This is a genomic window from Octadecabacter sp. B2R22, from assembly GCF_018861045.1.
GTDB lineage: Bacteria > Pseudomonadota > Alphaproteobacteria > Rhodobacterales > Rhodobacteraceae > Octadecabacter.
The window spans coordinates 286,054-310,224 of the sequence record NZ_JAHKQJ010000005.1 but is presented as its reverse complement, the minus strand read 5'-3'; the positions used below and the strand labels follow the sequence as shown (position 1 = coordinate 310,224).

General features: G+C 52.8%; 26 protein-coding genes. 8 read left to right on the top strand and 18 right to left on the bottom strand.

Annotated elements, in window-relative coordinates; translation table 11 throughout:
• Positions 1-11: 11 nt before the first annotated feature.
• From flgG to KO486_RS04060, 4 genes are read left to right on the top strand one after another with little or no spacing between them, the layout of a single operon-like run.
• Entirely contained in the window at positions 12-797 is a 786-nt protein-coding gene (gene flgG, locus KO486_RS04075) for a flagellar basal-body rod protein FlgG (RefSeq protein WP_216035960.1), read from the top strand.
• Complete coding sequence (flgA, locus tag KO486_RS04070) at positions 794-1,210, top strand: flagellar basal body P-ring formation chaperone FlgA (RefSeq protein ID WP_216035959.1); 417 nt, start codon at positions 794-796, stop codon at positions 1,208-1,210. The genes flgG and flgA overlap by 4 nt, the downstream gene beginning before the upstream one ends.
• A gap of 9 nt (positions 1,211-1,219) precedes the next feature.
• Entirely contained in the window at positions 1,220-1,954 is a 735-nt protein-coding gene (gene flgH, locus KO486_RS04065; RefSeq protein WP_216035958.1) for a flagellar basal body L-ring protein FlgH, read from the top strand.
• 11 nt (positions 1,955-1,965) lie between these two features.
• The gene (locus KO486_RS04060; protein ID WP_216035957.1) at positions 1,966-2,478 is read left to right on the top strand and encodes a flagellar basal body-associated FliL family protein; all 513 of its coding nucleotides are present in this window, start codon (positions 1,966-1,968) and stop codon (positions 2,476-2,478) included.
• On the opposite strand, the gene KO486_RS04055 is transcribed toward KO486_RS04060, so the two are convergent.
• From KO486_RS04055 to KO486_RS04015, 9 genes are all read right to left on the bottom strand, one after another.
• Entirely contained in the window at positions 2,468-2,842 is a 375-nt protein-coding gene (locus tag KO486_RS04055) for a hypothetical protein (protein WP_216035956.1), read from the bottom strand. The two genes, KO486_RS04060 and KO486_RS04055, sit on opposite strands and share 11 nt — an antisense overlap.
• Positions 2,839-3,918 (bottom strand): flagellar type III secretion system protein FlhB, encoded by a 1,080-nt coding sequence (locus tag KO486_RS04050; protein ID WP_216035955.1) that lies wholly within the window; start codon positions 3,916-3,918, stop codon positions 2,839-2,841. Before KO486_RS04050 ends, KO486_RS04055 begins: the two co-directional genes overlap by 4 nt.
• Positions 3,918-4,685, bottom strand: coding sequence for a flagellar biosynthetic protein FliR (locus KO486_RS04045; RefSeq protein ID WP_216035954.1), 768 nt, complete (start codon positions 4,683-4,685; stop codon positions 3,918-3,920). The genes KO486_RS04050 and KO486_RS04045 overlap by 1 nt, the downstream gene beginning before the upstream one ends.
• A complete protein-coding gene (flhA, locus tag KO486_RS04040; RefSeq protein ID WP_216035953.1) occupies positions 4,682-6,772 on the bottom strand; it encodes a flagellar biosynthesis protein FlhA in 2,091 nt (696 codons plus the stop codon). Before flhA ends, KO486_RS04045 begins: the two co-directional genes overlap by 4 nt.
• A gap of 148 nt (positions 6,773-6,920) precedes the next feature.
• Positions 6,921-9,155, bottom strand: coding sequence for a hypothetical protein (locus KO486_RS04035; protein WP_216035952.1), 2,235 nt, complete (start codon positions 9,153-9,155; stop codon positions 6,921-6,923).
• Positions 9,152-10,021: a flagellar motor stator protein MotA gene (gene motA, locus KO486_RS04030; protein WP_216035951.1), complete on the bottom strand. Its 870-nt coding sequence runs from the start codon at positions 10,019-10,021 to the stop codon at positions 9,152-9,154. The genes KO486_RS04035 and motA overlap by 4 nt, the downstream gene beginning before the upstream one ends.
• A 65-nt stretch (positions 10,022-10,086) precedes the next feature.
• Complete coding sequence (locus KO486_RS04025; protein ID WP_252734555.1) at positions 10,087-10,587, bottom strand: hypothetical protein; 501 nt, start codon at positions 10,585-10,587, stop codon at positions 10,087-10,089.
• Between the two features lie 64 nt (positions 10,588-10,651).
• The gene (locus tag KO486_RS04020) at positions 10,652-11,026 is read right to left on the bottom strand and encodes a hypothetical protein (protein ID WP_216035949.1); all 375 of its coding nucleotides are present in this window, start codon (positions 11,024-11,026) and stop codon (positions 10,652-10,654) included.
• Positions 11,027-11,038: 12 nt separating this feature from the next.
• Positions 11,039-11,542: a flagellar basal body-associated FliL family protein gene (locus KO486_RS04015; protein ID WP_216035948.1), complete on the bottom strand. Its 504-nt coding sequence runs from the start codon at positions 11,540-11,542 to the stop codon at positions 11,039-11,041.
• 116 nt (positions 11,543-11,658) lie between these two features.
• On the opposite strand from KO486_RS04015, the gene fliF reads away from it, so the two are divergent.
• Genes fliF through fliP form a run of 4 tightly spaced genes read left to right on the top strand, consistent with a single transcriptional unit; the run spans position 11,659 to position 14,818 of the window.
• Entirely contained in the window at positions 11,659-13,269 is a 1,611-nt protein-coding gene (fliF, locus tag KO486_RS04010) for a flagellar basal-body MS-ring/collar protein FliF (RefSeq protein ID WP_216035947.1), read from the top strand.
• Positions 13,266-13,817 (top strand): hypothetical protein, encoded by a 552-nt coding sequence (locus tag KO486_RS04005; protein WP_216035946.1) that lies wholly within the window; start codon positions 13,266-13,268, stop codon positions 13,815-13,817. Before fliF ends, KO486_RS04005 begins: the two co-directional genes overlap by 4 nt.
• Positions 13,810-14,091 (top strand): FliM/FliN family flagellar motor C-terminal domain-containing protein, encoded by a 282-nt coding sequence (locus KO486_RS04000; RefSeq protein ID WP_216035945.1) that lies wholly within the window; start codon positions 13,810-13,812, stop codon positions 14,089-14,091. The genes KO486_RS04005 and KO486_RS04000 overlap by 8 nt, the downstream gene beginning before the upstream one ends.
• Positions 14,084-14,818, top strand: coding sequence for a flagellar type III secretion system pore protein FliP (gene fliP / locus KO486_RS03995; RefSeq protein ID WP_303435434.1), 735 nt, complete (start codon positions 14,084-14,086; stop codon positions 14,816-14,818). Before KO486_RS04000 ends, fliP begins: the two co-directional genes overlap by 8 nt.
• Before the next feature lie 8 nt (positions 14,819-14,826).
• Here the strand turns inward: fliP and KO486_RS03990 are convergent, their stop codons facing one another.
• From KO486_RS03990 to KO486_RS03950, 9 genes are all read right to left on the bottom strand, one after another.
• Positions 14,827-15,918: a flagellar basal body P-ring protein FlgI gene (locus KO486_RS03990; RefSeq protein WP_216036224.1), complete on the bottom strand. Its 1,092-nt coding sequence runs from the start codon at positions 15,916-15,918 to the stop codon at positions 14,827-14,829.
• 5 nt (positions 15,919-15,923) lie between these two features.
• The gene (locus KO486_RS03985) at positions 15,924-16,934 is read right to left on the bottom strand and encodes a flagellin (protein ID WP_216035944.1); all 1,011 of its coding nucleotides are present in this window, start codon (positions 16,932-16,934) and stop codon (positions 15,924-15,926) included.
• A 3-nt stretch (positions 16,935-16,937) separates the two neighbouring features.
• Complete coding sequence (flgK, locus tag KO486_RS03980; RefSeq protein ID WP_216035943.1) at positions 16,938-18,383, bottom strand: flagellar hook-associated protein FlgK; 1,446 nt, start codon at positions 18,381-18,383, stop codon at positions 16,938-16,940.
• 20 nt (positions 18,384-18,403) lie between these two features.
• The gene (locus KO486_RS03975) at positions 18,404-19,711 is read right to left on the bottom strand and encodes a flagellar hook-basal body complex protein (RefSeq protein WP_216035942.1); all 1,308 of its coding nucleotides are present in this window, start codon (positions 19,709-19,711) and stop codon (positions 18,404-18,406) included.
• A gap of 89 nt (positions 19,712-19,800) precedes the next feature.
• Complete coding sequence (locus KO486_RS03970; protein ID WP_216035941.1) at positions 19,801-20,619, bottom strand: flagellar motor protein MotB; 819 nt, start codon at positions 20,617-20,619, stop codon at positions 19,801-19,803.
• Positions 20,620-20,687: 68 nt separating this feature from the next.
• Complete coding sequence (locus KO486_RS03965) at positions 20,688-21,455, bottom strand: FkbM family methyltransferase (protein ID WP_216035940.1); 768 nt, start codon at positions 21,453-21,455, stop codon at positions 20,688-20,690.
• On the bottom strand, positions 21,452-21,856 hold the full coding sequence (locus KO486_RS03960) for a hypothetical protein (protein ID WP_216035939.1): 405 nt from the start codon (positions 21,854-21,856) through the stop codon (positions 21,452-21,454). Before KO486_RS03960 ends, KO486_RS03965 begins: the two co-directional genes overlap by 4 nt.
• Positions 21,849-23,216, bottom strand: a complete 1,368-nt coding sequence (locus KO486_RS03955) for a tetratricopeptide repeat protein (RefSeq protein WP_216035938.1) — start codon at positions 23,214-23,216, stop codon at positions 21,849-21,851. Before KO486_RS03955 ends, KO486_RS03960 begins: the two co-directional genes overlap by 8 nt.
• Positions 23,217-23,219: 3 nt before the next feature.
• Positions 23,220-24,008, bottom strand: a complete 789-nt coding sequence (locus KO486_RS03950) for a hypothetical protein (RefSeq protein ID WP_216035937.1) — start codon at positions 24,006-24,008, stop codon at positions 23,220-23,222.
• Between the last annotated feature and the right edge of the window lie 163 nt (positions 24,009-24,171).

Below are 24,171 nucleotides of genomic sequence, written 5' to 3'. Positions count from 1 at the left end.
GAGGCAGCCTCATGCGCGCCCTAAGAATTGCAGCCGCCGGTATGGCCGCACAACAAACCCGAGTTGAGGTTATCTCCAATAACCTCGCCAACATGAGCACGACCGGATACAACACGCGCCGCGCCGAGTTTGCCGATTTGCATTATCAACAGTTGCAACGGCCGGGAACGATAAATGCGTCTGATGGCACAGTGCTGCCGACCGGTGTGCAATTGGGCTTGGGCGTACGCCCGACATCGGTTTCGGTGATGTTGTCGCAAGGCTCGCTGGCAGCGACAGGTGGTGACCTCGATCTCGGAATCGAAGGAAACGGTTATCTTGAAGTAACACTGCCAGACGGTCGCGCAGCTTACACACGCGATGGCAGCCTAAAGCGAACAGGCGATGGGTTGATCGTTACGTCTGATGGATATCCAGTGGTGCCGGATATTACGATACCCGACGATGCACGATCCATTTCGATCAATTCCGAGGGCGAAGTGTACGCCTATTTTGTAGATCAGGTTGATCCGCAACTCTTGGGGCAATTCACGTTATCCGGCTTCACAAACCCAAAAGGTCTCGAAGCAATCGGTTCCAATTTGTTCCTCGAAACACCTGCATCGGGGCCCTCTGCTGCGACAACCCCTGGCCAAGATGGTTTGGGCGTTTTGCGTCAGGGCTACCTTGAAGACAGCTCCGTTGATCCCGTGCGAGAGATTACCGATTTGATCAAAGCCCAACGCGGGTATGAGCTAAATTCCAAAGTGATTTCCGCCGCTGACCAGATGCTCGGCGCAATGGTGCAAATCCGATGAAGTTGCTCGCTCTCGTATGTGTTGTTCTCACTGGTCCCGCGTCGGCCGATACAGTCGTCGCGACGCGAACCCTGCCAGCGCGAACAATTATCGGCCCCGAAGATATCGCGTTGCGAGACAGCAATGTTGTGGGGGGGCTGGATCAGCCAGAATTGGCCATTGGGCAAGAATCTCGCGTGGCGCTCTACGCTGGCCGCCCAATCCGTTTAGGCGACATCGGGCCGCCAGCTGTTATCGAGCGCAACCAGATCGTCATGTTGGTTTACCGTCGAAACGGCATCTCGATCTCGACCGAAGGCAGAGCTCTCGATCGCGCAAGTCCCGGGGATCTAATCCGAGTGATGAACTTGTCATCTCGCGCGACTGTTAGTGCAGTCATTGATCACAGCGGCACTGCCTTTGTTGCCCAATAGGAGAATAACATGCGTAAGATAGCTCTAACCCTCTTAGCGGCTTCGATGGCATTGACGGCCTGCGGAAGATTGGCGGAGGTCGGAAAGGAACCCGATTTCACCCCGCCGCAAGCTTCTCCTGAAGCAACGGCAATGATGACATACGGCATCGAACCTGAACTTGCAGTTTCTACAACACGAGCAGTCACACCCTCCCTTTGGACCGGTGAGCGTGGATCGTTGCTTGGCGATCGTAGAGCGGTGCAGAGAGGTGACATCTTGACGGTTGTCATCGAGATTGATGACTCCGCATCAATTTCAAATTCGACAGATCGATCGCGCAGTGGATCTGAAAGCATGTCAGTGCCAAGTCTTTTCGGCGTTCCACAACGCATCGATGAATCTTTACCCGATGGCGCAACGCTGAGCGATGCCGTTGATCTGACATCGAGCAGCAGCTTCGGAGGCGATGGATCCGTCCGGCGCAATGAACAATTGGAACTGCGGGTCGCAGCAACAATCGTTGGGGTCATGCCAAACGGCGTTTTATCGATCCAAGGCACACAGGAAGTGCGCGTGAATTTTGAGATGCGCGAACTGCTCGTATCCGGATTTGTACGGCCTGAAGACATCAGCCGCCAAAACGAAATCACCTATGACAAGCTCGCCTCGGCACGCATTTCATATGGAGGTCGTGGACAGATTTCTGATGTTCAACAACCGCGATACGGGCAACAGATCGCCGACGTAATCCTTCCATTCTAAGGGGCACTACTGTGAAGAAACTGATTTTACCGTTGATCTTGTTGTTGTTAGGCGTTGGAGGCGGGGTCGGTGCTGGACTGTTTCTGACTCCTGAAACCGAGGAACTGGTCAGTGATCCTTGTGGGGACACCAGCGTAACACCAACGGAACTCGCGCATGAAGAAACGGAATCGTCTGATCCGATCCCGTTGGATGGACGTGAGTACGCTCGAATGAACAACCAGTTTGTGGTCCCCATCGTTGTCGGTGAACGCGTTACGGCCTTGATCGTAATGTCATTAAGCATTGAAGTAGAAACAGGGGGGCAAGAGGCGGTGTTTTCGCACGAGCCCCGTTTACGCGATGCTTTCCTTCAAGTGATGTTTGACCACGCCAACATGGGCGGTTTTGCGGGCGCTTTCACCTCGTCTTCAAACATGCGCCTGTTGCGTGAAGCCCTGCAAGGCGCTGCTGATGATGTAATGCAAGGCCATATCACCGACGTTCTGATCGTTGATATAGTTCGCCAAGATGTCACCAACTAGAACGCCTCAAAGCTAACTGTCGCTCTTCCAACACAGCACGCTGTTCCATTTGTTTTGCGGCCTCAAGTTTTGAAAGCGTTTTTACTAGCCGTTCGCGTAATATCTCGCGGTCCCGAAAAGCACGGGCCAACTCTTGGTTGATCAGTACTTTTTTGTCTTTCGCCCATGTTTCCCAAAGGACGTCAGCGCCAGTTCGGGACGCTAAGCTTAATGGATCAACACTTTGAGGGCGTTCAAGTTCAGCAAGTTGTTTTGCCAAGCCTTCAATATGGCTAAGAACTTGTGCCATTTTCAGCTGCTCTGCCTGAAACGCCATATCCAGGACCGGAATCAACCGACGAAAGCTGGTTAGTTTTCCCGTCATTTCCTTGCGACCTTGCGAATCCGGTCAGCAAAGCGGATTGCCGCGGCGACCGCCTTGTAATGATCTCGCGGTATCGTTTGGCCGAGCTCTACCGTTGCATGAAGGGCTCGGGCGGTCGGTGGGTCCGAATGGATCGGGACCGCGTTTTCCTGCGCGATCTCGCGGATGCGCGCGGCAACCAAGTCTACGCCTTTTGCCACACACTCAGGCGCGCCGCCAACCGTTCGGTCCCACTTAAGCGCGACAGCATAATGGGTCGGGTTCACGATAATCACATCTGCATCTGGCACATCAGCCATCATCTGATTCATTGCAATCGCGACTCCTTTTTGGCGACGTTTCTGCTTCATCGCCGGATCACCTTCGGAGTTCTTATTTTCGTCCGTCAGCTCTTTGCGTGACATCCGGTTCTTGCGCAGATGTTCTGCGCGTTGCCACGTGTAGTCGACCACACCAAGTGAGATGGCAATCAACAAGACGATGGACATTAGGCTAATACAAAGTCGCAAGAGCATCGCCATGATTTGGGCCGGTGATAGTGCCATTGCACCCATGATGTCCGGCATTCGACCGGCGAGAAATGAAAACAGCACAATGCAGTATAAGATGAGCTTTGCCGTACTCTTTCCGAATTCGAACAAACCGCTTCGGCCAAATTTGTTCTTTGCTTGAGAGATCGGAGAGATACGGGACAGTTTCGGTTCTAGCTTGGAGGGCGCAAAAACAAACCCCTTCTGTAGCATTAGTGAAAGGATCACAAACCCCGCTGGAATTGCAAACCATGGTGCAAGTGCAACTCCAATATCCCGTATCAATCCACCCATAAATGGACCGCCATTGGACGAGAAAACGCCCGCTGAGATTGAGTCTGGCCTTGCAATCACGCCCGCGAGTTCTGACCCAATTTGCGTTAATGACGCTGCACCAACACTAACCCCGGCGATAAGAATACCGGCATAAGCGGACGCCGTATTTAAGTCGGTTGATCGTGGGAAATCGCCCTTCTTTCGGGCCTCATCCAATTTATGCTGAGACGCTTCAAATTGCTTGTCATCGTCGTTACTTTCGTCACTCATTAGCGCCCCCTGAACGGATCCGCGATGAAGAGGCCCATCGATTCAACCCACAGCGACAGCATGAGTGGCGCTGCAAGCATCAAGATGATCAGGCCACCTGCCGTAATGGCGGGTGCGCCGACGAAGGCCACCATCAGCTGGGGCATGGCTTTGTTTATGACACCGAGCGTGATGTTGTAGATCAGTGACGCAACGACAAAAGGCGCGGCGAGCGTAAAGCCCAATGCAAACGCATATGAGATTTCGGCAATGCCAGCAGGGGTCAGAACGTCAGGTGGAATGACAGAGCCATGCGGAACGATCACGTAACTATGGATCATAAACTCTGCGATCTGGATATGAAGTCCCATGATTGTCGCCAAGGCAAGGCCACCAACGACAAGTACATGGCCCATTGCTGGCAAAGGATCCGTTCCTGCTCCACCAAACAGTTGTGAAAGCGATGTCGATTGCGCTGCGATTGAGCCCGCCGTTTGCAGAGCTAGGATAAACAATCGAAGCATCATTCCGAGGAAAAACCCGGTGAGGGACTCGGCAAAAACGAGGCCGACAGTTGCAATGGATTCCATTGAGGGGGGCGTTGGTACGGCAGGCAAGACAATCATCGTGAAAGCAAAGGCGATGCCAAGTTTTACTTGAGCCGGAATCGATTGTTCTCCAAACGCCGGCAGCAAAGAAACCATTGCGCCGACCCGAACGAACACAACGAAGGCTTGCCAGAGGAAGACTTGCGAGAGCGACGTGAGGTCGGCCAATCCCTCAATCATGCAGCAACCAAGCCGACCAATGCAGGTTTGGCGTCGACACCGATTTCTTCGAAGGACAGGACAGGGTTGGGTAGACCCTTTGCGGTAAGGACCGTACGCAAGAATCGACGGCGCTTCATGGACGTGACCAAGGCCGGAAATGTACCCGCTTCTCCGGCTGCGGTAATCTTCTCCGAGATCGCGAGCGCAAGTCGATTGAACTCATCTGGTGGCAAAGCGACGTCCCCCAAACCACGTTCCGTGGCGATTTGATAAGTAGCGAACATGTCTTCCCATTCTGGCGCCAATTGCACGAGAGGGATGGTTCCGTCATCACGACGCATCTCGGCAACCAATTGGAATCCAAGGCGCTGGCGGACGTGCTCTGCCACACCTTCGACGGTTGGGTAAAGCTGGCGCCCTTCGGCGGTAGCCTCGATGATCAACGATAGATTGCGGATCGACACACGTTCTTCGAGCAAGAGGCGCAGGACTGATAACAACATGTCGACGGGAACCTTATCGGGAACCAGTTCGTCCAACATCTTTCGGTTCGCTTCGCCTCGCGCGGTGTCCGTGAGCTGGCTCATTTCATCCATCAACCGACGCAATGTCTTGAGCGTCATGAGGCGGGAAAAGTTCTTTTTTATGACTTCCAATAAGTGCGTCGCGAGGACTTCAGTCGGCTGCACAGTTGTCAGGCCGCTTAAGGATGCTGATTCTTGATCATCCGAACTGATCCACCGAGCCGGCGCACCGTAAACCGGTTCTTGGACGTCTTGCCCGTTAGGTACTTGAGTTTCGGGGCCAGCCAGCAGAGCCAGAACACGACCAGGTTGAAGGCGATCCCTGACCTGCTCCACACCTTGCACCAGAATTCGATAGTAGCCGTCTGGCAAGGAGACGTTATCGGTCAACCTAATATCTGGCAACAAGACGCCAAATTCAGTCGCAACGTGGTTGCGCATATTGCCAATCCGAACATCGAGTCCGACGCCGGGATCCAGCACCATATCAACCAAATCTGGGGCAAACTCGACGTGAATGTCATCAAGGTCTAGGAGGTCTCCCATACTTTCACTGGGCGCTTGAACAATAGGCTGTTCCTGTTCTTTTGCTTTCTTGGCAGCGGCCTCATCGGCTGCTTTCTTGCCAAACCAAGCCGCCGCCCCCAGCGCACCAGCACCCGCAACAAACGGAAGAAACGGCAACCCAGGAACAAGAGCGAACAAAAACATAAGGACGCCTACAGTCGCCAACGCGGCGGGGTAACCCCCAAGCTGAGACACAAGAGCGAGATCAGTGGCCCCTTTCGCGCCGCCCCGAGCCAACAGTAACGCCGATGCAATCGAAATGATGACTGATGGGATCTGGTTCACCAGACCGTCGCCAACGGTCAATATAGCATAGGTTTCAAAGGCAACACCAACCGGCATGCCATGAACAGCAGCCCCCATAATGAGCCCCATCACAAGATTCAAAGCGGTGATGAGAAGACCAGCTACCGCATCCCCTTTAACGAACTTCGATGCGCCATCCAGCGACCCGAAAAAGGTTGTTTCGGCTTGCTCTAGTTCGCGGCGGCGTTTGGCTTCGTTGTGATCAATCGCTCCAGCGCTCATGTCGCTGTCGATCGCAAGTTGTTTTCCCGGCATTCCGTCTAAGGCAAAACGCGCCCCAACCTCTGCCATTCGGGTCGCGCCTTTGTTGATCACCATGAAGTTCACAATCAATAGAACGCCGAAGACAACGAGACCCAGAAAGACACTGCCGCCCATTACGAAATTGGCAAAGCCTTCTATCACATCCCCGGCGGCACCAGTTCCAGTGTGCCCTTCGCCTATGATTAACTTGGTTGATGATACGTTGAGAGACAGTCGCAGCATCAAAGAGGCCAGTAGAATTGTTGGAAAAGCCGAAAAGTCTAACGGCCTCTCAATGAATAAGGTGACAGTGAAAATCAGGATCGCAAGCGCAAAAGATGCTGCAAGACCAATATCCAAGACCCACGAAGGCATGGGTAAAATCATCATCACAATGATCGCCATCAATGCGAGAGCCAACAAGACGGTAGGCTGAAAGACCGAACGTAGGGTAATGTCTGGCATCAGCTTAGCCCCGCTTCACGTTTAACAATCGCAATGCTGGTCACTGGTTTGAAGTCAAAACGTTTCTGGCCCATTTTACCCCTGCACATTCTGTTGCTGGTCGTGACAGAGTTAAAGCTAGGTCGTTACGATTTGGTAACCAAGTCAATCAATCTGGAGCAATAGGTCCATCAAATCGCGAAAGCAGTGCTTCAACTGCGCGCCGGCTTTCTTGGGATTGTGACAAAACCTCCCGCCTATCAAATAGCGTCTCTATCGGATCTTCGACCGGACGGCTAAGGACCGTTTCTGCGAAAGCCGATAGTGCCTCATCATCCTCAAGAGTAAGCCGATCCCAGGCCTCGGCGCGAAATTGTAACGTCGCTCCATCTACCTCTGTGTTATCAATTGATTGCGCGGATAGTACGGCATTATGATCTCCCAAGCCCGTATAGGCACGGGCGCGCAGTTCATTTGCGCGCGATGTCGTCAAACCAATCAGGCCTTCTATGGCGCTGATATAGTCTTCTACCCCAATAGCAGCTTGTGCACGTAAATACCGGCGTTCAGCCGCAGCCTCGCGCTGGGCGGGTGACACTAGAAAATCGGCTGCACGTTCAGAAAATCCAATCTCAATTAATCGAGCAGCAATGAGATTTTCACTGTGGGACGTGAGGCCGCTTGGAGTATCTTCAAATGCGAAACCCAGAAATGTCGCAGCCTCAGCCCGTTCGGTCATTTCAATGACTGCAAAGTTAAGGGCATCCAATGCCTCCTGATCGTCTCGCTGCTCCAGAAGGTCAAATGCTGCCTGATACTGCTCAAGTTGTACGCGGGCAATTGCTTCTGCGAGAGCGAGACGATCCGCTGTAGGCGTACCTCGATGCTCTTGGCGCATCGCTGCCGCCAAAATCAGATCGGATTCGTCTGGAAGCGATTCGTTCTCAACACCCAGCTCAATCAAACGAATTAACGAGTCAGGTGAAATGCGCCCATTGTCCTCTGCTTCTTCCTTTAGCGCAGCCATCGCTTCCTCTGGGTGATCTTGATGTTCCGCCACCAGCGCCTGAACTGCGATCGTTTCGTGGTTTCCAGCTGAATCATTGCGGTCCGTTGCGCGAAGAAGTTGTGCGGCTGCTTCAACCTCTCCAACATCGGTGAAATACCGAGCCAAACGCGGTGCCATCTGCCCGCGCAATGGTTGCGGCAGCGCCAAGAAACTCTGTGTAATATGGTTTTTTCGATCTTCGTCGATTTCTGTCGGTTGAGCGATAAAGGCCCACATCGCTCCTGACGTGTCACACCCCGCCTGTGCGACTATAAGATCCGTCTCTACATCATATTCATCAATTAGCCCGGCAAGTTGCAGAAGCACTAAGCGATCCTGACTTTGCGCGGGATCTGAGGCCAAGGCATTTCTCGCCTCCACGCCAAATCCAAAATGCAGATACAGCCTTGCAAGTTGATTCTGCGCCTCTAAAGGCTGTTCCCCGAACTCACCGGCCAAGGCCTCAGCTAGATCTGCAACTTGCGCGTACAGCGCGCGACCGTCACCCCATTGATCGATCTGGAATAGATCAGCTGATAGGCATTTCTGACCAATTTCAGCCCCTAGAATGTCACGGATCGCACTAAGATCACGGTCCATCGCTGTTGAGATTCCAATTCCAGGATGGCCAGATACAACTGGCTCAACCGATTGGGCGTTTTGCGGGGGTTTGTCTACCGGCACGTCCTCCTGCACTGGTTCTGGGTCAGCATGCGATGTGATATTTGGATCAAGAAACCCCTGGGATGCTGCTCGTGCAAGGCCTTCGAGCAATGCAGCCTCAGTTGCTGCAATATCCGTTCGATCTTGGGCAACCGGAGCATCATCGTCGAAAGCTACGGCGGCACTGGCAGTTGGCACTACAGGGTTGGCGAGAGACAAAGGCGGCAAAGAAGCATTCTGTAAAACCAATAAGTTTGGCAACTCAAGGCCACTGTTTTCCGAAACCAAAAACGGTTGAGAGGATTGAAATTGCGGTTGGTTATTTTCAGTCTCACTTACTGAAGGGGTGCTGGAGACGATATCAACAACCAACTGACCACTTTTCCATAAAAACGCATCAGCCTCACAATCGCAATCTACTTCGAAGAGGAGCTCGTTCTTAGCAATCTGTAAGACGTTCAGGACTCTCTCTCGAGGAATGCGTTCAAACACCGCTGAGGTGTCAAAACCGTCTTCGTGGCCGCTTAGAGTCAAGAGGAATCCACTGCCCGTTTGTTCAACAGACCATGGAGTTCCTGACCCAATTCCAATCACAAATCGGGAGAATGTCTCGTGTTCGCCGGTACGAATAGGTGCGGAATCTGCCCAAACCACTATCGGAAAACACATGAAAGCAAGAGCGAACCGGATCATGCTGCATCCTGTTTGGCAGCTTTTAGAGCTTCTTCCAGATCAGTGAAGCTCGGGCGACAGTGGCCGGGCGTATTCTGGCGGCCGACCTCTATGCAAATATTGGGCGCATGCTGGTATAGGTTCGCGACGAGGACTTCCCTAATAAGCTGATAAAAATGCGCGTCGTCTTCAACAACCGTTTTAACTCGGCCAGCAAAGGGACCGACCAAACCGTAGGCGAGGAATACTCCCAAGAATGTGCCGACCAAGGCGCCACCGATCATTTTTCCCAGGACTTCTGGCGGCTGATCAATGGACCCCATCGTTTTGATAACGCCAAGAACAGCCGCAACAATTCCCAGAGCAGGTAGACCATCAGCAATCGTCTGAAGCGCATGTGTGCCATGCATGGAATGGTGAAAGTTTGCCTCTATCCGTTTCTCGAGCACTTCTTCGACCTGATGAGGATCATCATAATTCATAGAGGCCGACCGCATTGTGTCACAGATCAATGCAACCGCCTCGCCATCGGAAAGAATTTTTGGGTACTTCCCGAACAACGCGCTTTCCGTCGGTTCCTCAATGTGGGCCTCTAACCCGACGGGATTGGTCCTCGCAATGCGGATCAGCTCAAATAGAAGACACAACAGGTCGCGATAATCATCGGGCTTCCATTTCGTCCCTTTGAAGACCTTTCCCATGTCTTTCATGGTGTGTTTGATACCTGACATATCGTTGGAGATCACAAAGGCGCCGACTGCCGCCCCACCAATCATAATCATCTCGAAGGGAAGAGCTTTGAGGATCATCCCCATCTTACCCCCTGCAAGCGTGTAGCCCCCAAATACCATAACAAAAATGATAACGATTCCGACCAAGCCGATCATGATTCTGCCCCTACTTATGCTGCTATGGTGATGCCACGACAGTAGTTAACGTTCCGTCAGCACCGCTACTCAGTAGGTGCATTCGCATTTCGGCCCGCGATAATAACGCTTATGGAATAGGCTGTTTGCGGGTCTAACCCCGCCAAGACAGCCGCTGCTGCTTCAGGTGCCATACGCACAAGAAAGCCGGACGCAAAATCTGGTGCCATTTGGCCAAACAAGCCCGCTGCATCCGCGGGTTTCATGTTCTCATACACTGCCGTTAACCGTGCGATGTCGTCATCGTTTGCGGTTTCAGACAAGGCCAGCGTCGCTATTAAAGACTCTTCTGCGGCTTGGAGTTCCCCCAAACGTTCGCTCAACTCTTCTTCTGCCAAGGCTAAGGCGCGCATCCGATCTTCCATTGCGACTTCTCTATCTGAGACGCGTCTTTCTCGGGCTTGTAATGCCTCTAACAAGGGCTCAACTTCCACAGGCGGTGTTTCGATCGGCTCCTCAATCATCGGAGCAATCGCTTCCTCGGCCAATGCAATAGCTGGCCCAACGCCTGTCGCGAGTCTTGTCATCCCAGATATGAGAAGCAGACTCGAAATCACGAGAAGAACATGTTTGGACTTTCGACGCTTCACGCTATGTCGCCTCTTCTGAAAAGATTGGGCTTCGGACGAAGAAAGGATCGATGGTCGGTGTTTGAGGTTGTTTTGGAATCGAATGATTGGGATCCGGAAGATCGTGAAGCGAAGCCATCAGCAACTCGAGACGCTTTGCAGCATGATCGGCCTGTTCACATTGAGCCACCAACGTGGTTCCCGATGTAGACGAAGCATACTCCGCCTGTTTAAGCGCCTTCGAAAGATCATCGACCTGCACTGAAAGAACGGCAATGGCACCGCCGACCCCTTGCTCAAGGTCCGTAAATCGCCGTAACCGACGAGAAAGAATGAAACAATAAAATCCGGCCGCTAAGGCCCCTGCGGTTAGTAATATATCGGCGATAAATGCCATAGCTGACCCTTTCTAGTTCAACACAAATTCCATGATTAGGATGTCCTTTACCCGCCCATCCCCAACAACGACCTGCACGCGCCGCAGCATCTGTGCGCGCAACCTGATAAGCGCCGTTGGATCTTCAAGATCGGACAGATCAACCGCGCGCAGATACCCATTCAAGACATCGACGATCCGCGGCATGAGGCTCGTGACTTCTTCGCTATAGGCTGGATCCACTTCCAGCTGAGACGTAAAAAGAAGATGTTGCGCGCGCGCGTGTTGCGGCAAATTAATGACCAACGTTTCCACTGGTACAAACGCGAGAGCCGGCAGTTCTTCGGCGACTTCTTCATGAACAACCTCTTCATGACTATCATCACCTGATCCGCCGACGAGTCCCATCTTTACGGCCATGAAGCCACCAGCTCCGCCGAGAATCGCAAAGACCAACCCAAGAATCAGGGGCAGCTTTGACGCTTTTTTCGGTGTGTCTTCGCCTTCTCCCTCAGGGGTTTCTTCTGTTTCTGCCATCTTTGCGATCCTTCCGTTCTAATCGATCAATACCTCCGAGGAACTAACCGATTGTTAAGCCTGATCCGCTTATTGATGAGAAACAGGTAACACGCCTTGATACGGGAGAATCCCCATTGGGAAGCACGAACACAGCTTGGTCTAACCTTGATACACGCCGTCGAATCATAGTGATTGGCGCATCACTGGCCGTCTTTGGGGCCGTCCTTATGATGGCTCGGTCCACCACATCTCGGGATTTATCTCTGCTTTATGCTGGATTGGATAATTCGACCGCGGGCGATGTCGTAACATCCCTAGATCAACGCGGCGTGATATACGAAGTGCGTGGTGGATCGATTTTCGTTCCGACTGCCGATCGGGACCGCCTGCGGATGACATTAGCCAGTGAAGGTCTGCCCGCAAATAGCTCTGATGGGTACGAGTTGCTTGATAACTTGTCTGGCTTTGGCACGACATCACAGATGTTTGACGCTGCTTATTGGCGCGCGAAGGAAGGTGAACTTGCACGAACTATTCTAGCCAGCCCACATATTCGAGCCGCTCGGGTTCATATTTCAGCAACCTCAGCTCAACCGTTTCGCCGCGAGCAATCACCGACCGCCGCCGTTACCGTTACAACGGTTAATGGCACTCTGGATGTTGGCCAAGCAGATGCGCTTCGCTTCTTGGTCGCATCTGCGGTTCCTGGGCTTTCTCCAAACGACGTTGCCGTAATTGACGGTGTTGGAGGGCTTGTTTCCGGCAATGATCAAAGGGCAATCACGCCTGATGCAAATGAAAAAGTCGCCGAGCTGCGAAATCGGGTCGAACGTCTATTGGCTGCACGAGTTGGGCCGGGCAATGCCGTCGTTGAGGTAAGTGTCGACACTATTACTGAAACCGAATCGATTATTGAGCGTCGGTTTGACCCTGAAACGCGTGTCGCAATTAGCACGGAAGTACTAGAAAGCAGTACTTCTTCTCAAGACAGTATGTCGGGCGACGTAACCATCGCATCCAATCTCCCCGAAGGAGATGGTGCAGGAAGTTCCGGAGCCGCCACAAACGAAAATAGCGAAAGCCGTTCGGTCACCAATTATGAAGTATCCGAAACCCAAAGAGAGGTTTTGCGCACGCCAGGCGCCGTGCGCCGCATAAGTGTTGCCGTTCTAGTCAACGGCATAGAGACGATCGACGATGAAGGTGTTGTGGTAGTCTCCCCTCGCCCAGCGGAAGAGCTCGAAGACCTTAGCATGCTCGTCGCCTCCGCGGTCGGTCTTGATGCAGACCGCGGTGACGAAATCACGATCCGTTCAATGGTATTCGAGGCCCTTCCAGAACTGGGCACTGCTGCAGGGGAGGCACCCGACCTACCTGCGGCGCCCCTCAACATCATGAAGCTCGTGCAGACTGGAGTGCTCGGCCTTGTCGCACTGATCTTGGGCCTATTTGTTGTTCGCCCCGTTCTTACGGCACGGCATGAAGAACCTGCTTTGTTGGACAATAGCGGTGGTAACGTAACTCCGATGGTCATTGGGGCAAATGGCAGTGTTATCGATGGTACCTCGGCCCCAACGGCCGTGCAGAATAACTTAGAAAACCAATCAAACAAAGACGAAGCCGCGAGCGCCGCGGATGAGGATCCAGTGCAAAGGCTACGCGGACTTATTGATGATCGCCGCGACGAAGCAATTCAAGTCCTGCAAAGCTGGATTGAAGACCCAAGTTCCGAGCCGGCCAAATGACTGCATCACACATCACGCTAGAATGCTTCGATGTCGGTGAGGACGAAGATGCATTCCCGCCCAGCGCAGACTACAAAAAAGGGTTTGAGGCTGGCTGCCTACATGCGGAAAACAGCATCGCCGCAAAGCAGCAACAAAGCATGACCGACGTCGCTGCAGCCTTGAGTGATATGACTTTCGGCTACACGGAGGCCAGAGGCATCCTTCTTGAGCAAATCCAACCACTTTTGGTCCAGATTTCTGGGCTCATCCTGCCTCAGATCGCGATGCATTGCTTTTCGGAATTTCTCATCGAAACGATGGAACAAGCCTTTTCGGAAGCAACCGATCAGGCGATCGAGGTGGCGGTCGAGCCAAGCATTGTTGGCGATCTCCATCTAGACAATGAGGCGGTCAATATCATCCCTGATCCGACCATGGAACATGGACAAGCCAGACTTCGCCGCAAAGACACTCATGTCATGATCGATCTGCCTGCCCTGCTCGACGCCCTACAAACGGCCTTACATGGTCTAGACCTTACAAAAAGGACCCATTCAAATGGATGACACACCAACGGTACCAGTTGCGCACCCCCTCCATAACATTCCAGTCGAAGTCACAATTTCTGTCGGACGGGCGCGTCCCCTTGTAAGAGATCTATTGGAGCTTGGTGAGAACGCTGTGCTTCCCTTAGACAAACGTATCGAAGACCCGGTTGATTTGTTTGTTGGCGGGCGGCTCATTGCGCGCGGTCAGCTTGAACAAGTCGCGGACAGCGAAACCGGACAATTGGCCGTGCGTCTGACCGAAGTCATTTCGACTGGAGTAAGCAGTGAATAACCGAATTCCACTACTGCTCGTCGCTGGTTTCATCGTAGCTTCAGCGGGCCCAGTTCTTGCCCAAGATGTCTCGATAACACTCGACAACGGCGGCTCACTGACCACTAGATCCGTTCAACTGCTGGTGCTTCTGACACTACTGAGCATTGTCCCTGGACTTGCTATTATGATCACATGCTTCCCTTTCATGGTCACGGTGTTATCGATCTTACGACAAGGCATAGGATTGCAGCAGTCCCCGCCCAATATGTTGATTATCAGCTTGGCCTTGTTCCTTACCTATTTCGTAATGGAACCTGTTTTTGTCGCGTCCTGGGAAAATGGAATTGATCCCATGCTCAACGATGCAATGTCGTTGGAAGACGCGTTTGTTAAGGTCATGGAACCTTTTCGCACTTTCATGGCGGGACGTATCGCACCGGATACATTTGAAGAACTAGCAAGCCTCCGCCCCGAAGTGACACTATCGCAGTCGATCGAAACTTCACCCCTTTCCGTTCTGATCCCATCCTTTTTGTTAAGCGAAGTTGAGCGTGCGTTTCAAATTGGCTTTCTGGTCTTTCTACCGTTCCTTATTATTGACCTCGTTGTAGCTGCTGTCCTGATGTCCATGGGGATGATGATGGTACCTCCGGCCATAGTCTCGCTACCATTCAAGCTCGCATTCTTTGTCGTCGCTGATGGTTGGAGTTTGATTGCCGGCAGCCTGGTACGTAGCTACTTCTAATCCCGGCGTTAGCGCACCACGAATTCAGCGTGGAGCGCACCTGCCGCCTTTATGCTTTTAAGAATGTCGATCATGTCGCGTGGTGAAACACCCAGCGCGTTCAAACCTGCCACGACTTCTGAGAGTGATGTGCCTTCTTGGATCTCTGCAAGACCTATACCGGGCTCTTCGTTGATCTGTGCATTTGTGTTTGGCACCACAATCGTTTGCCCGTCAGAGAATGGGTTAGGTTGGACAACAAGCGGCGCTTCCTCAATGCGTAGAGTGAGATTGCCTTGACTAACTGCAACACGGGAAATCCGCACATCATCCCCCATGACGATGGTTCCTGATCTTTGGTCCACGACAACCCGTGCGCGACGCTCCGGTTCCACCAGAATGTTTTCGACTCGAACAAGAGAATGAGCCGGCGAAACGTCACCCGTTGCCGTGATATCTAAACGAACGGTCCCTGCGTCGAGCATCACTGCAACACCACGACCATAGGTTTGGTTAATCGCGGTCTCGATACGTGCGGCGGTCGTAAAGTCGGGAGACCGCAAGGCAAGTCGAATGACGGACAAGTCAGCGAACGCAAAATCAACTTCACGTTCAACAGTCGCACCTGATGGGATCACGCCCGCAGTCGGAACGCCCTGAACCACACCGCCACCATCACCCTGTGCAGATACTCCGCCTGCAATAATCGTTCCCTGTGCAACGGCATAAATCTCGCCGTCCGCGGCGTTGAGGGGTGTCATAATGAGTGTGCCACCTAAGAGGCTATCCGCATCTCCGATTGCCGAAATAGTGACATCTATCGGACTTCCGGTGCGCGCAAATGGCGGCAAGCTCGCCGTTACGATAACTGCGGCAACGTTATTTGGGCGGAATTGTTCACCCGTCACATTGACCCCAAGCCTTTCGAGGATGTTGCTCATAATTTCTTCTGTGAATGGCGAATTTCGCAGACCATCCCCAGTGCCATTTAACCCGACAACAAGGCCATACCCAACAAGGTCGTTTGAGCGAACGCCATCAAACTCAACCAGATCTTTGATCCGAATTGGAGAAGCGTAAGCAATGTTAGTGGATAGAATTAGAAACAACGCGGCGAACATTCTGATCAACGCAAATACTCCATCAGTGAGAGGCGCGATAAGCGCGCGGTTAAGGTGTATTGGGTTTCCAGCTGTAGCTGAACGGACTGCAAACGTGTTGCCGTCTCAAACGGGTCAGCTGATACTAAGTCATTTCGCGCAATGCCGTATGACGACTGTTGTGCAGAAATTCGAACGGACGCTTCTTCAACTTGACCCTCGGCATAACCAAGGCGGGCTTGTAAATCGACCAAGGGCGACGCCACGGTCAAAAGATCATCACCAGCTTGCTTTTGCATCGATCGACGCGTGTCTAGGTCCAGCGATAATGACGTGTCACCAGCCAAAGCGCCAAGCGCCATCGCTTTCATAGTATCACGGATCGACGGATCATCGGCCCGAGCGTCAACGTCAATCGTTTGGTTGGCGCCGACAGGTCGGGTCATGGTACCCGTTTCGTCGCCTTGATAACCGAGCGTATGAAACCCACCCGCTGGATCATCAAACCAGGTGTCCAGGGCACTCGAAATGTCTGCTTCAGTCGTTAAGCCCGAGACTGCAAGGCGTATGTCCTCCATCATGACATCCGAGCTAGCCAAGGGATTTGTATCCACATCATTGCCACCAAACAAACTGCGATCGCCATACCGTGTGTTAAGTGCACTCACCGTTGTCTCGAACCCTGAAAGAGCGATGTTGCTGACGTTCTCAATCTGAGACAACGAGCTTCCTGAATTCACTGTAAGCAACGCGTCACTCGTCGCTGACCTTTGTCCATCGACGCCGTCGAGTGCAATTTGCATCGTCGACAGAAGCTGACTGAGGCCTGTGCTGGACTGCGCGTATGTACCAAGCATTTCTAGCTGACGATCAATGCTGTTTAGTTTGGTTTGGTTTGTGCCAAGATGAGCCGTGAGATCAGACTTCTCGCCAGTGGTTAATTCTTCCACCAACGTCTGCATGTCCGTTTTTAGTGAATAATTTGCACGTGATGTCATGAAGTATTGGCGCATGTCGCCAATTGTTGAAACTGGCATGGCTTATAGCTCCATCAGGGATTGCATCATCGTCTCGACCGCCTGCACGACGCGAGCGTTCGCGGCATATGCTTGCTCCACCCGAAGCAACATCTGCATCTCATAGTCGCTGTCCACTCCGTTTGCGGCTTCTGCTTCTTGCAAACTTGTCCAACGAGCCGTTGCAAAACTTAGTTCAGACTCATACTCGAGACGTTGACTTCCAACGGATGCCTCAAGGGACGACGCTCGGCCTGCTGCGCTTTGCTGAACCGGATCGCTTGTCGTGCTGCGCGTTGTTGTGAGCGCCGAGGAAAGTGCCTGCAATAAGCTCGCGTCTCCTGAGGGTCCCGATGTGGTTGCATTAATACCATCACGCAAGTTGGTCAGAGTGCCGCCTTGATCGGGGTCAACCGCAGCGTTCACGGAAATTCGCCCCGCTAGACCAGTCGAATTGGCAATATCAAAGGCCGAACCAGCGTCTGTGAATAATCCCGCCTCACCGATCGCCAAAGTTGGGTCAACATTGGGGTCCTGAAAGCGTTCCATTAAGTCGGCGGCTATGTTGTCGAGACCGTCTTGCACAGTCACCAGTTCAGCGTCCCGCGCTTGAAATGCGGCACCCAAGGATCCACCGACAAGTTTACCAACTCCGTCGCTCGCAATCGGTTGGCCGTCTACGGTTATGCCGGATAGCCCACCGCCGGCAAACGTCATGTCCGCTACAATCGTGTTGTTTTGGGCAAAGCCGAATTCCTTAGCCTTACCATCAAGCAGCATTTCACCATCCGGTGTCATTAAGGCAACTTGCCCACCGTCGCGGTCCAGTTCTCTGATTGGTACTATTTCTGCGATATCGTCAATGACTTGCTGCCGCTGATCCAACAGGCTCGACGGGTCGCCGCCAGTGTTTCTTGAATATGTGATGTCGGCATTCAGACGTTCGACCTGTGACAACCGAGTGTTCAGAAGGTCAACTTGGTCGGCAATGGATGCATCCGCTTCTTCTCGAAGGGTTTGAACGGCACTTGAAGCGTCATTCAAGCTTTGCGCAACGCTACTTAGACGATTACCCAGCGTTGAAAGTCCAATGGTGGATGATGGGTCAGATGCTGCATCCACAAGCGAGGCTTCTAGGGCAACAATATTGGATGAAATCGAACCATCTTCCCCCGTGCGTCCAACGGTATCTTCTACTTGGCTCATCGTTGAGACGAGAGACCCATAACCGCCAAGGCTGGACTCGGCTAAACGGCGGTCCGACAAGATGCCGCGATCAACATGACGAATGACTGAACCGATCTCAACACCGGCGCCTTGCCCGCCGATAGACGCTGCCGTCAAACTGAGAGTACGACGCCCATACCCTTCGGTTAACGAGTTTGCCAGGTTTGACGACACGACTTCTGCGGTTCGAGAAGCCGCATTCATGCCGGATAGGGCATTCGAGAGTGAATTGGAGATGCTCATGGTCCGGCTACCTCATTGGTTTAGCGTTTGATGTTTGTGGTTTCCTGCAGCATTTCATCGACGGTCTGGATGACCTTCGCGTTTGATGAATAGGCGCGTTGGGTTTGGATCAGGTTGGTGAGTTCGCCAGCAACGTCTGTTGCAGACTCTTCGCGGGCGTAACTGACGATATCACCGGTTGGCCCATCGGTTGCATCCCAGAGATAGAACTCGCCACTTTCCGGGGTAACGGAATAGCTTTGGTGGTCTTGAGTCCCCAAACCATTGTAATTTGACACGTCTACCAATGGGACTTGGTATATCTTGCGAGAAATTCCGGTGTCGAAGAAGGCATGGACATATCCATTCTCATCCACCTCGACGGAAGTCATATTGCCGACCGGCGAGCCGTCTTTCGAAATGGAAATCGGGGCGAAGGTGTCAGACAGTTGGGTCATTCCGTCCGCCTCACCTATCAGGCCGATATCAATATCAATGTCGAGGTTGCCACCAGATACGGCGACCGAAACTATCCCCTCTGCCGCGTCATATGCGCCACCGATTGAATCTGTCACCGACAGCAACCGACCCCCAAGTCCAGGGGAGTCGTCAAACTGCAGCGTGTAATTGCCGACGATTGTGCCATCCGAACTGTCTTCAATGATCATCGTCCATTCGTTCGATGCCCCGGTTGCAGGGACAGTCGGTGAAAAGCTGATGGACAGGTTTTCGGCAGTCCCCAAGTTGTCAAAGTACTCGATAGAGAGCTCTTGAGTATCACCAGTAGCCCCTGCCTCAGTTTCCGTCGCGGGAAGGTTAACCGCGAGTTCAATTTGGGTTGTTGGGTCGCTCGCGAATTGTTGCGAATTGACCTTGATTGGTTCTAGGCCACCAATACTGTCGCGGGGAAATGCTGGTATCGTGCCATCAGGGTCGGCGGGCCACCCGAGCAACACCAGTCCGCTTGTAGTCGTAAGATATCCGTCAGAATCGGGGCGGAACGATCCAGTAGACGCCAGCCGCATTGGAAAATCTGTGCCATTCGCGGCGGTGACAGATGACCCTTCGGTAACAGGCAACATACCAGTTCCACGAACCGCGAGATCTGTCGCATTGGAGGTCGCAACAAGCGGACCTCTCTCATCGATCATCCGCTGGGTCGTCACTCGAACACCGCCAGCGGTGTATGTCCCTTTATTGCTGCCAATGACCATTGAGTGAAAATCAGCGACAGAGCGCTTGTAACCATATGTCGCGGAGTTCGCGATGTTGTCGGAGATCGTTGCAAGACGGCTTGCGTTCGCAGCAAGCCCTGCCACGCCAGCGTTCAGGGAAGATGAAATTGTCATAGTCTTGGCCTTTCTGTCACAAGGAACTAAATTCTCCCCCCTTGCCTACAGGCCCGCCCTTAACCGGTCCCTAATAGATAAAATGTGACTCAGTTCTCAACGCGGAGCAAAGTGATCTCGATCCGGTTATTGCGGACCGACAGCGAATCTTCATTGGCAAGATCACGATCGGCATGACCGGTAATGCGAGCAATTCTTGTAGGGTCGAGAGTCCCAGCCTCTAGCAAGAGGCGAACAGTCTCGGCGCGTCCGGTAGAGATGTCCCAAACTTCGCGATCCGCAACAACCAATGGAACCGAACGCGTATGACCTTCAATTGCCACGGGATTCGTTACGATCGAAAACACACGAGCAAACATTGCGCTTAACTCAACGAGCACAGGTGTGGGACTGGCAGTTTCATTGTCGAATAGTGGTGCTCCCTCACGGGCAAACACCTCAATAATAAGGCCTTCGTCGGTCAGCCGCGTTACAACGTGTCGCAACGCTTCTTGTTGCACGAGGCTTTCACCGCCAATGCCGAGAAGTTGGGCCTCGATGTCTTGCAATGCAGCGACTTCAGCGGCGGCGGCCTCTCCGCCGGAAAGACCACCTTCGATAACCACCGACGACACCGCACCCGTTCCATCTTGGGCCATTGCGTCATCTGCCATCATGCTAGACCCACTGAACATGCCATCTCCGCCGCCCGACACGCGGACCACGGGGATTGTTGGCGAAAAGTAGTCAGCAAGGCCTTTGCGCTGCTGTTCAGTCGTTGCATTGAGCAGCCACATCAAAAGAAAGAAGGCCATCATCGCTGTCACGAAGTCGGCATAAGCAACTTTCCAAGCACCACCGTGGTGACCGCCACCGGCGATAACCTTCTTACGCTTAATGATAATTGGTGCGTTTGAACCATGCGCCATTGCGGACTCCATTCCTGATTAAGGACGGGAGTACCGCGCAGACATTCAAAAGCGGTGAACGAAATGTGTTAGGCTTGAGGCGAACGTTTAAAATACATCTCATCAGGCCCGCAGAATTCGATCAGGTCATAACCATTCTCATCCATGATCTGCTTGATCTGAGGTGTGCCGGTATTGTTTTCGATCGACCAAATCTTCACATCATGTTTTTCAAACGGGAAGGACTTGAGGCATTCGATCTCTCCACCCTCGATATCGAGCGAGATGAAGTCAGGATTCACCAGGTCCATCTGATGGAGGATACCAGACAAGGTTATCGTCTTTACTTTAATCACGTTCTCTTTGTGGCGTTTGTCGTTGCGCACTTGGCCAAGAAGCGCCTTGTCATAACTGTCTACCAGCCCGCTCATTTGAGTGTAGCCTTCGGTGATCTCGATAAAGTCCGCCTCGCCTTCGGATGCCGCAATGGCGACTTCCACACAGGGGCAAGACCGATTGACTTCTGCGCGTTCAATTTGAGTTCGCACCGGTTCGATCAAAGCACCTGTCCAGCCGCGGTCAGTCTCAAGAAAGAACGTGTTTGAGCCAGTGACTCCATCATAGCCGCCGACATCCACAAAAGTCCCGCCGCGCTTATGTTCCAGAACGGTATCAACAACGCGGTCCTGACCGGCTTGAGACATATAGCCATACAGCGGCGACAGCATCTGTTGCACTTCATGATAACGACGCATCACCGGAGCCCGAGTTCGCGTACGGTTCTTTTGCAGTTCAGCCCCTAGCTTCTTGGCTTCCTTGCGCAACAGTCGGCGGGCTTCGTTGATGTTTTCGCTCATGTTTCGACTCCATGGTCAGAATAGGATTTTTCTTCGATCAAGTTCGATCCAAGCAATAGGTTGATTTGTTTCTTCACGTCCGAACGACGGTCATTCGTGATGTAAACAGCGCGTGCAAGACGAATGAACTCTTCGCCAAACTCCTTGGATTTTTCACAATCCCGAATGTCGTCCTCGATTATCCAAAGATCCGCGTTTATCTGGTATAGTTCTTCCCACAACGCGTCCAGTTCCGTGCTGGACGGCACCTGCGCCTTTGCGGTCTTCATCAGAACAGCTTTCTCAACTCGCACATTCGCGACCTTCGTCGCGTCAGAAATACGCTCTTCTTTGAGTCGCAGGATCGTCAGTTTGTCGATCAACTCGCCCGGAGCCGTCGGTACCAGAATATTGTCAACCATGTGTCTTTGCCTTTTCAACTAATGCAGCCGTTGCTGCATCAAATGCAGATGCCCAATCCTGTGGTGTCTCTTGACGGAACAAACGCATCGACGGGTACCATTTAGTCGTCTCGCCCGCGTGACGATAAACCCAGAATGCATCCCAATGAAGCATGACCCACGTCGGCACACCCAAAGACCCCGCTATATGCGCGGTTGCAGTGTCGGACGTGAAAATCAAATCCATCTCCTGCATTGTCGCTGCCGCATCGGCAAAATCACGGTCCGTACTGGCAGTATCGATCATCAAAGCGTTGCTTCCATCCTTATGATAAGCCTCAAGAAACGGCCCCTTATAAAGCGAAAACAACTGCACATTTGGTATGGCAGCCATCGGCAAAAATTCTCGGTGGGTGAACGAGCGGAACGTATTGCCCTTGTAGGTGGCAGAACCGGACCATACGACGCCGACCTTAAAAGAACGACCATGATGCGCAGTGAAACCTTTGGCGCGAGCTGTTGCCTCATCAGGAATATTAAGGCGCGTGGGTGGCGGGACACCGCCCGCTTCGTCCGCGCCATAAACGATCTTGGGAAGGTCCATCAGATTTAACCACAAATCAACGGGGTCCTCCGTGCTGACCTGCGGCCCGATCCATTCGACACCCTCAATACCATCCAACAGGCGCAAAAGCGGCTTTTTCGCGATCAACCTGATCTTGGCCCCCTTCGCGGCAACGAGTGGAATAAAACGCGCCAGCAGAACCATGTCGCCAAATCCCTGTTCGGGAAGAACGAGCAGCGTTTTGCCCTTCACGGACATGCCCTCTTCCCATTTGGGGAATGGAACTTGCGGCATGGCAAGTTCATCAGACTCCCAGCGAGCATCATAGGATCGGAATGCAGCCCCGTATTGGCCAGCCCCGAGTTGCGCGAAGGCGAGCTGCAGTTTGATTTCATACTCGTCGGGAAACTCCGCCACCTTGGGTGTCAGATAATCAATTGCCGCTTGGTAATCGCCCATGCCGCGATAACATCGACCAATCATAGCATGGTGCATCAAATGGTTCGGGTCTTCGCCAAGAGACGCTTTGCGCAATTCAATCGATTTCTCATACCCACCCGTATCCGAAAGGATATTGGCGTAATTGTTACGAACACCGTTATCTTCTGGTGCTAGGCCATAGGCTCGTTCTTGCGCAATCTTGCCCATCTCATGTTGCCCGAGAGTACGATATAGCGCGCCAAGGTTTGTCCAGATACCGGCATCACTTGGATGCTGAGCCAGATAACTAGCATAAGCCTGCAATGCCTCATCATGGCGGCCAGCCTTATGAGCATTCACTGCGGCGATGCGAGCCAGCCTTGCGTCTTCTGGCATCGCTCAGCCCTTGTCGCGTTTGCGCGATACGGGTTTCAACAGCGTTTCTGGCCGCCGTTCTTCGGCCGCTTCAAACAAGCTAAACGTCTGGTTCACGTAATTCACTGCGCCAGAAATCAAATCCATGTATTCCTGTAATTCAGGGGTGAGTTCCGTCTCGGTCACAGAGATCGGCCGTTCCGGGGACTGGGTTTCAAACCCCATGTAGAACAATGGGTCACCTCGTTTGATTTTGATCGGCTTATCCGTCTCGTGCCATTCAAAGGCCCACATCAAAGGGCGCGGCCAAACATTGATCGGGAATCGCCCGCCAAAGATCGTGCCGGGCAGAGGGTCTTTGTTATAGTGCATGAAAGGGCTGACTTGGCTGGCGTAGACAGGCTCGTCGGAGATGAAAACATAGGGCAAGGAAAGCTGGATCGTCGGGACGCCCTTGGTGCGCCATTCGACCTCGGACGTCATATGCAGTTTCTCGCCAAGTTTGCTTGCGCGGATGCTGGACTGCGTGCCTGCCAAATTGCGCAGCACTGGATTGCCTTTGTCGTCACGCGCGAAACCGATGTGAATATCAAACGGGCATTTCACCATGAAATACCTGCTCTCCATGTTGATCACAGCTGGGCAGCGTGACGCCGATTTCGCGTGCTCACGGTTCATTTCTACGGATCGGACACGTTCTGGCGCATCGTAAATAATGCCGCCCTTCTTATCGTTCAGGAACCAACCCACTTGAACGGGTCCACGCCCGGTCTCGGTGTCTTTGGTGTTCTCGAATGCCACTGAAAGGCGCATCGCCTTCTCCAATACTGCTCTTTTTGAGGGATAGAATCGCAATCCTGCGGTCAAGTCAAAGTCTTGGACCTATTAAGCAGTCGAAATGGCACCAAAACAGCGCGGTTTAGGTGAAACTGTGGCGCCAATAGAAATCTCTGCGCAACATCGGGTGCCGCAAACG

Coding starts and splice junctions, on each gene's coding strand:
- KO486_RS03975 (WP_216035942.1), bottom strand. CDS start 19,711: ATGACAATTTCATCTTCCCTGAACGCTGGCGTGGCAGGGCTTGCTGCG.
- KO486_RS04015 (WP_216035948.1), bottom strand. CDS start 11,542: ATGGCAGAAACAGAAGAAACCCCTGAGGGAGAAGGCGAAGACACACCG.
- KO486_RS03985 (WP_216035944.1), bottom strand. CDS start 16,934: ATGCCAGTTTCAACAATTGGCGACATGCGCCAATACTTCATGACATCA.
- motA (WP_216035951.1), bottom strand. CDS start 10,021: ATGATCGGCTTGGTCGGAATCGTTATCATTTTTGTTATGGTATTTGGG.
- KO486_RS04020 (WP_216035949.1), bottom strand. CDS start 11,026: ATGGCATTTATCGCCGATATATTACTAACCGCAGGGGCCTTAGCGGCC.
- KO486_RS03960 (WP_216035939.1), bottom strand. CDS start 21,856: ATGGTTGACAATATTCTGGTACCGACGGCTCCGGGCGAGTTGATCGAC.
- KO486_RS04025 (WP_252734555.1), bottom strand. CDS start 10,587: ATGACAAGACTCGCGACAGGCGTTGGGCCAGCTATTGCATTGGCCGAG.
- KO486_RS03950 (WP_216035937.1), bottom strand. CDS start 24,008: ATGCGCCTTTCAGTGGCATTCGAGAACACCAAAGACACCGAGACCGGG.
- KO486_RS04035 (WP_216035952.1), bottom strand. CDS start 9,155: ATGATCCGGTTCGCTCTTGCTTTCATGTGTTTTCCGATAGTGGTTTGG.
- KO486_RS03990 (WP_216036224.1), bottom strand. CDS start 15,918: ATGTTCGCCGCGTTGTTTCTAATTCTATCCACTAACATTGCTTACGCT.
- KO486_RS04000 (WP_216035945.1), top strand. CDS start 13,810: ATGGATGACACACCAACGGTACCAGTTGCGCACCCCCTCCATAACATT.
- flgG (WP_216035960.1), top strand. CDS start 12: ATGCGCGCCCTAAGAATTGCAGCCGCCGGTATGGCCGCACAACAAACC.
- flhA (WP_216035953.1), bottom strand. CDS start 6,772: ATGCCAGACATTACCCTACGTTCGGTCTTTCAGCCTACCGTCTTGTTG.
- flgA (WP_216035959.1), top strand. CDS start 794: ATGAAGTTGCTCGCTCTCGTATGTGTTGTTCTCACTGGTCCCGCGTCG.
- KO486_RS04050 (WP_216035955.1), bottom strand. CDS start 3,918: ATGAGTGACGAAAGTAACGACGATGACAAGCAATTTGAAGCGTCTCAG.
- flgH (WP_216035958.1), top strand. CDS start 1,220: ATGCGTAAGATAGCTCTAACCCTCTTAGCGGCTTCGATGGCATTGACG.
- KO486_RS04045 (WP_216035954.1), bottom strand. CDS start 4,685: ATGATTGAGGGATTGGCCGACCTCACGTCGCTCTCGCAAGTCTTCCTC.
- KO486_RS03955 (WP_216035938.1), bottom strand. CDS start 23,216: ATGCCAGAAGACGCAAGGCTGGCTCGCATCGCCGCAGTGAATGCTCAT.
- KO486_RS04005 (WP_216035946.1), top strand. CDS start 13,266: ATGACTGCATCACACATCACGCTAGAATGCTTCGATGTCGGTGAGGAC.
- KO486_RS03965 (WP_216035940.1), bottom strand. CDS start 21,455: ATGAGCGAAAACATCAACGAAGCCCGCCGACTGTTGCGCAAGGAAGCC.
- KO486_RS04055 (WP_216035956.1), bottom strand. CDS start 2,842: ATGACGGGAAAACTAACCAGCTTTCGTCGGTTGATTCCGGTCCTGGAT.
- flgK (WP_216035943.1), bottom strand. CDS start 18,383: ATGAGCATCTCCAATTCACTCTCGAATGCCCTATCCGGCATGAATGCG.
- KO486_RS03970 (WP_216035941.1), bottom strand. CDS start 20,619: ATGGCGCATGGTTCAAACGCACCAATTATCATTAAGCGTAAGAAGGTT.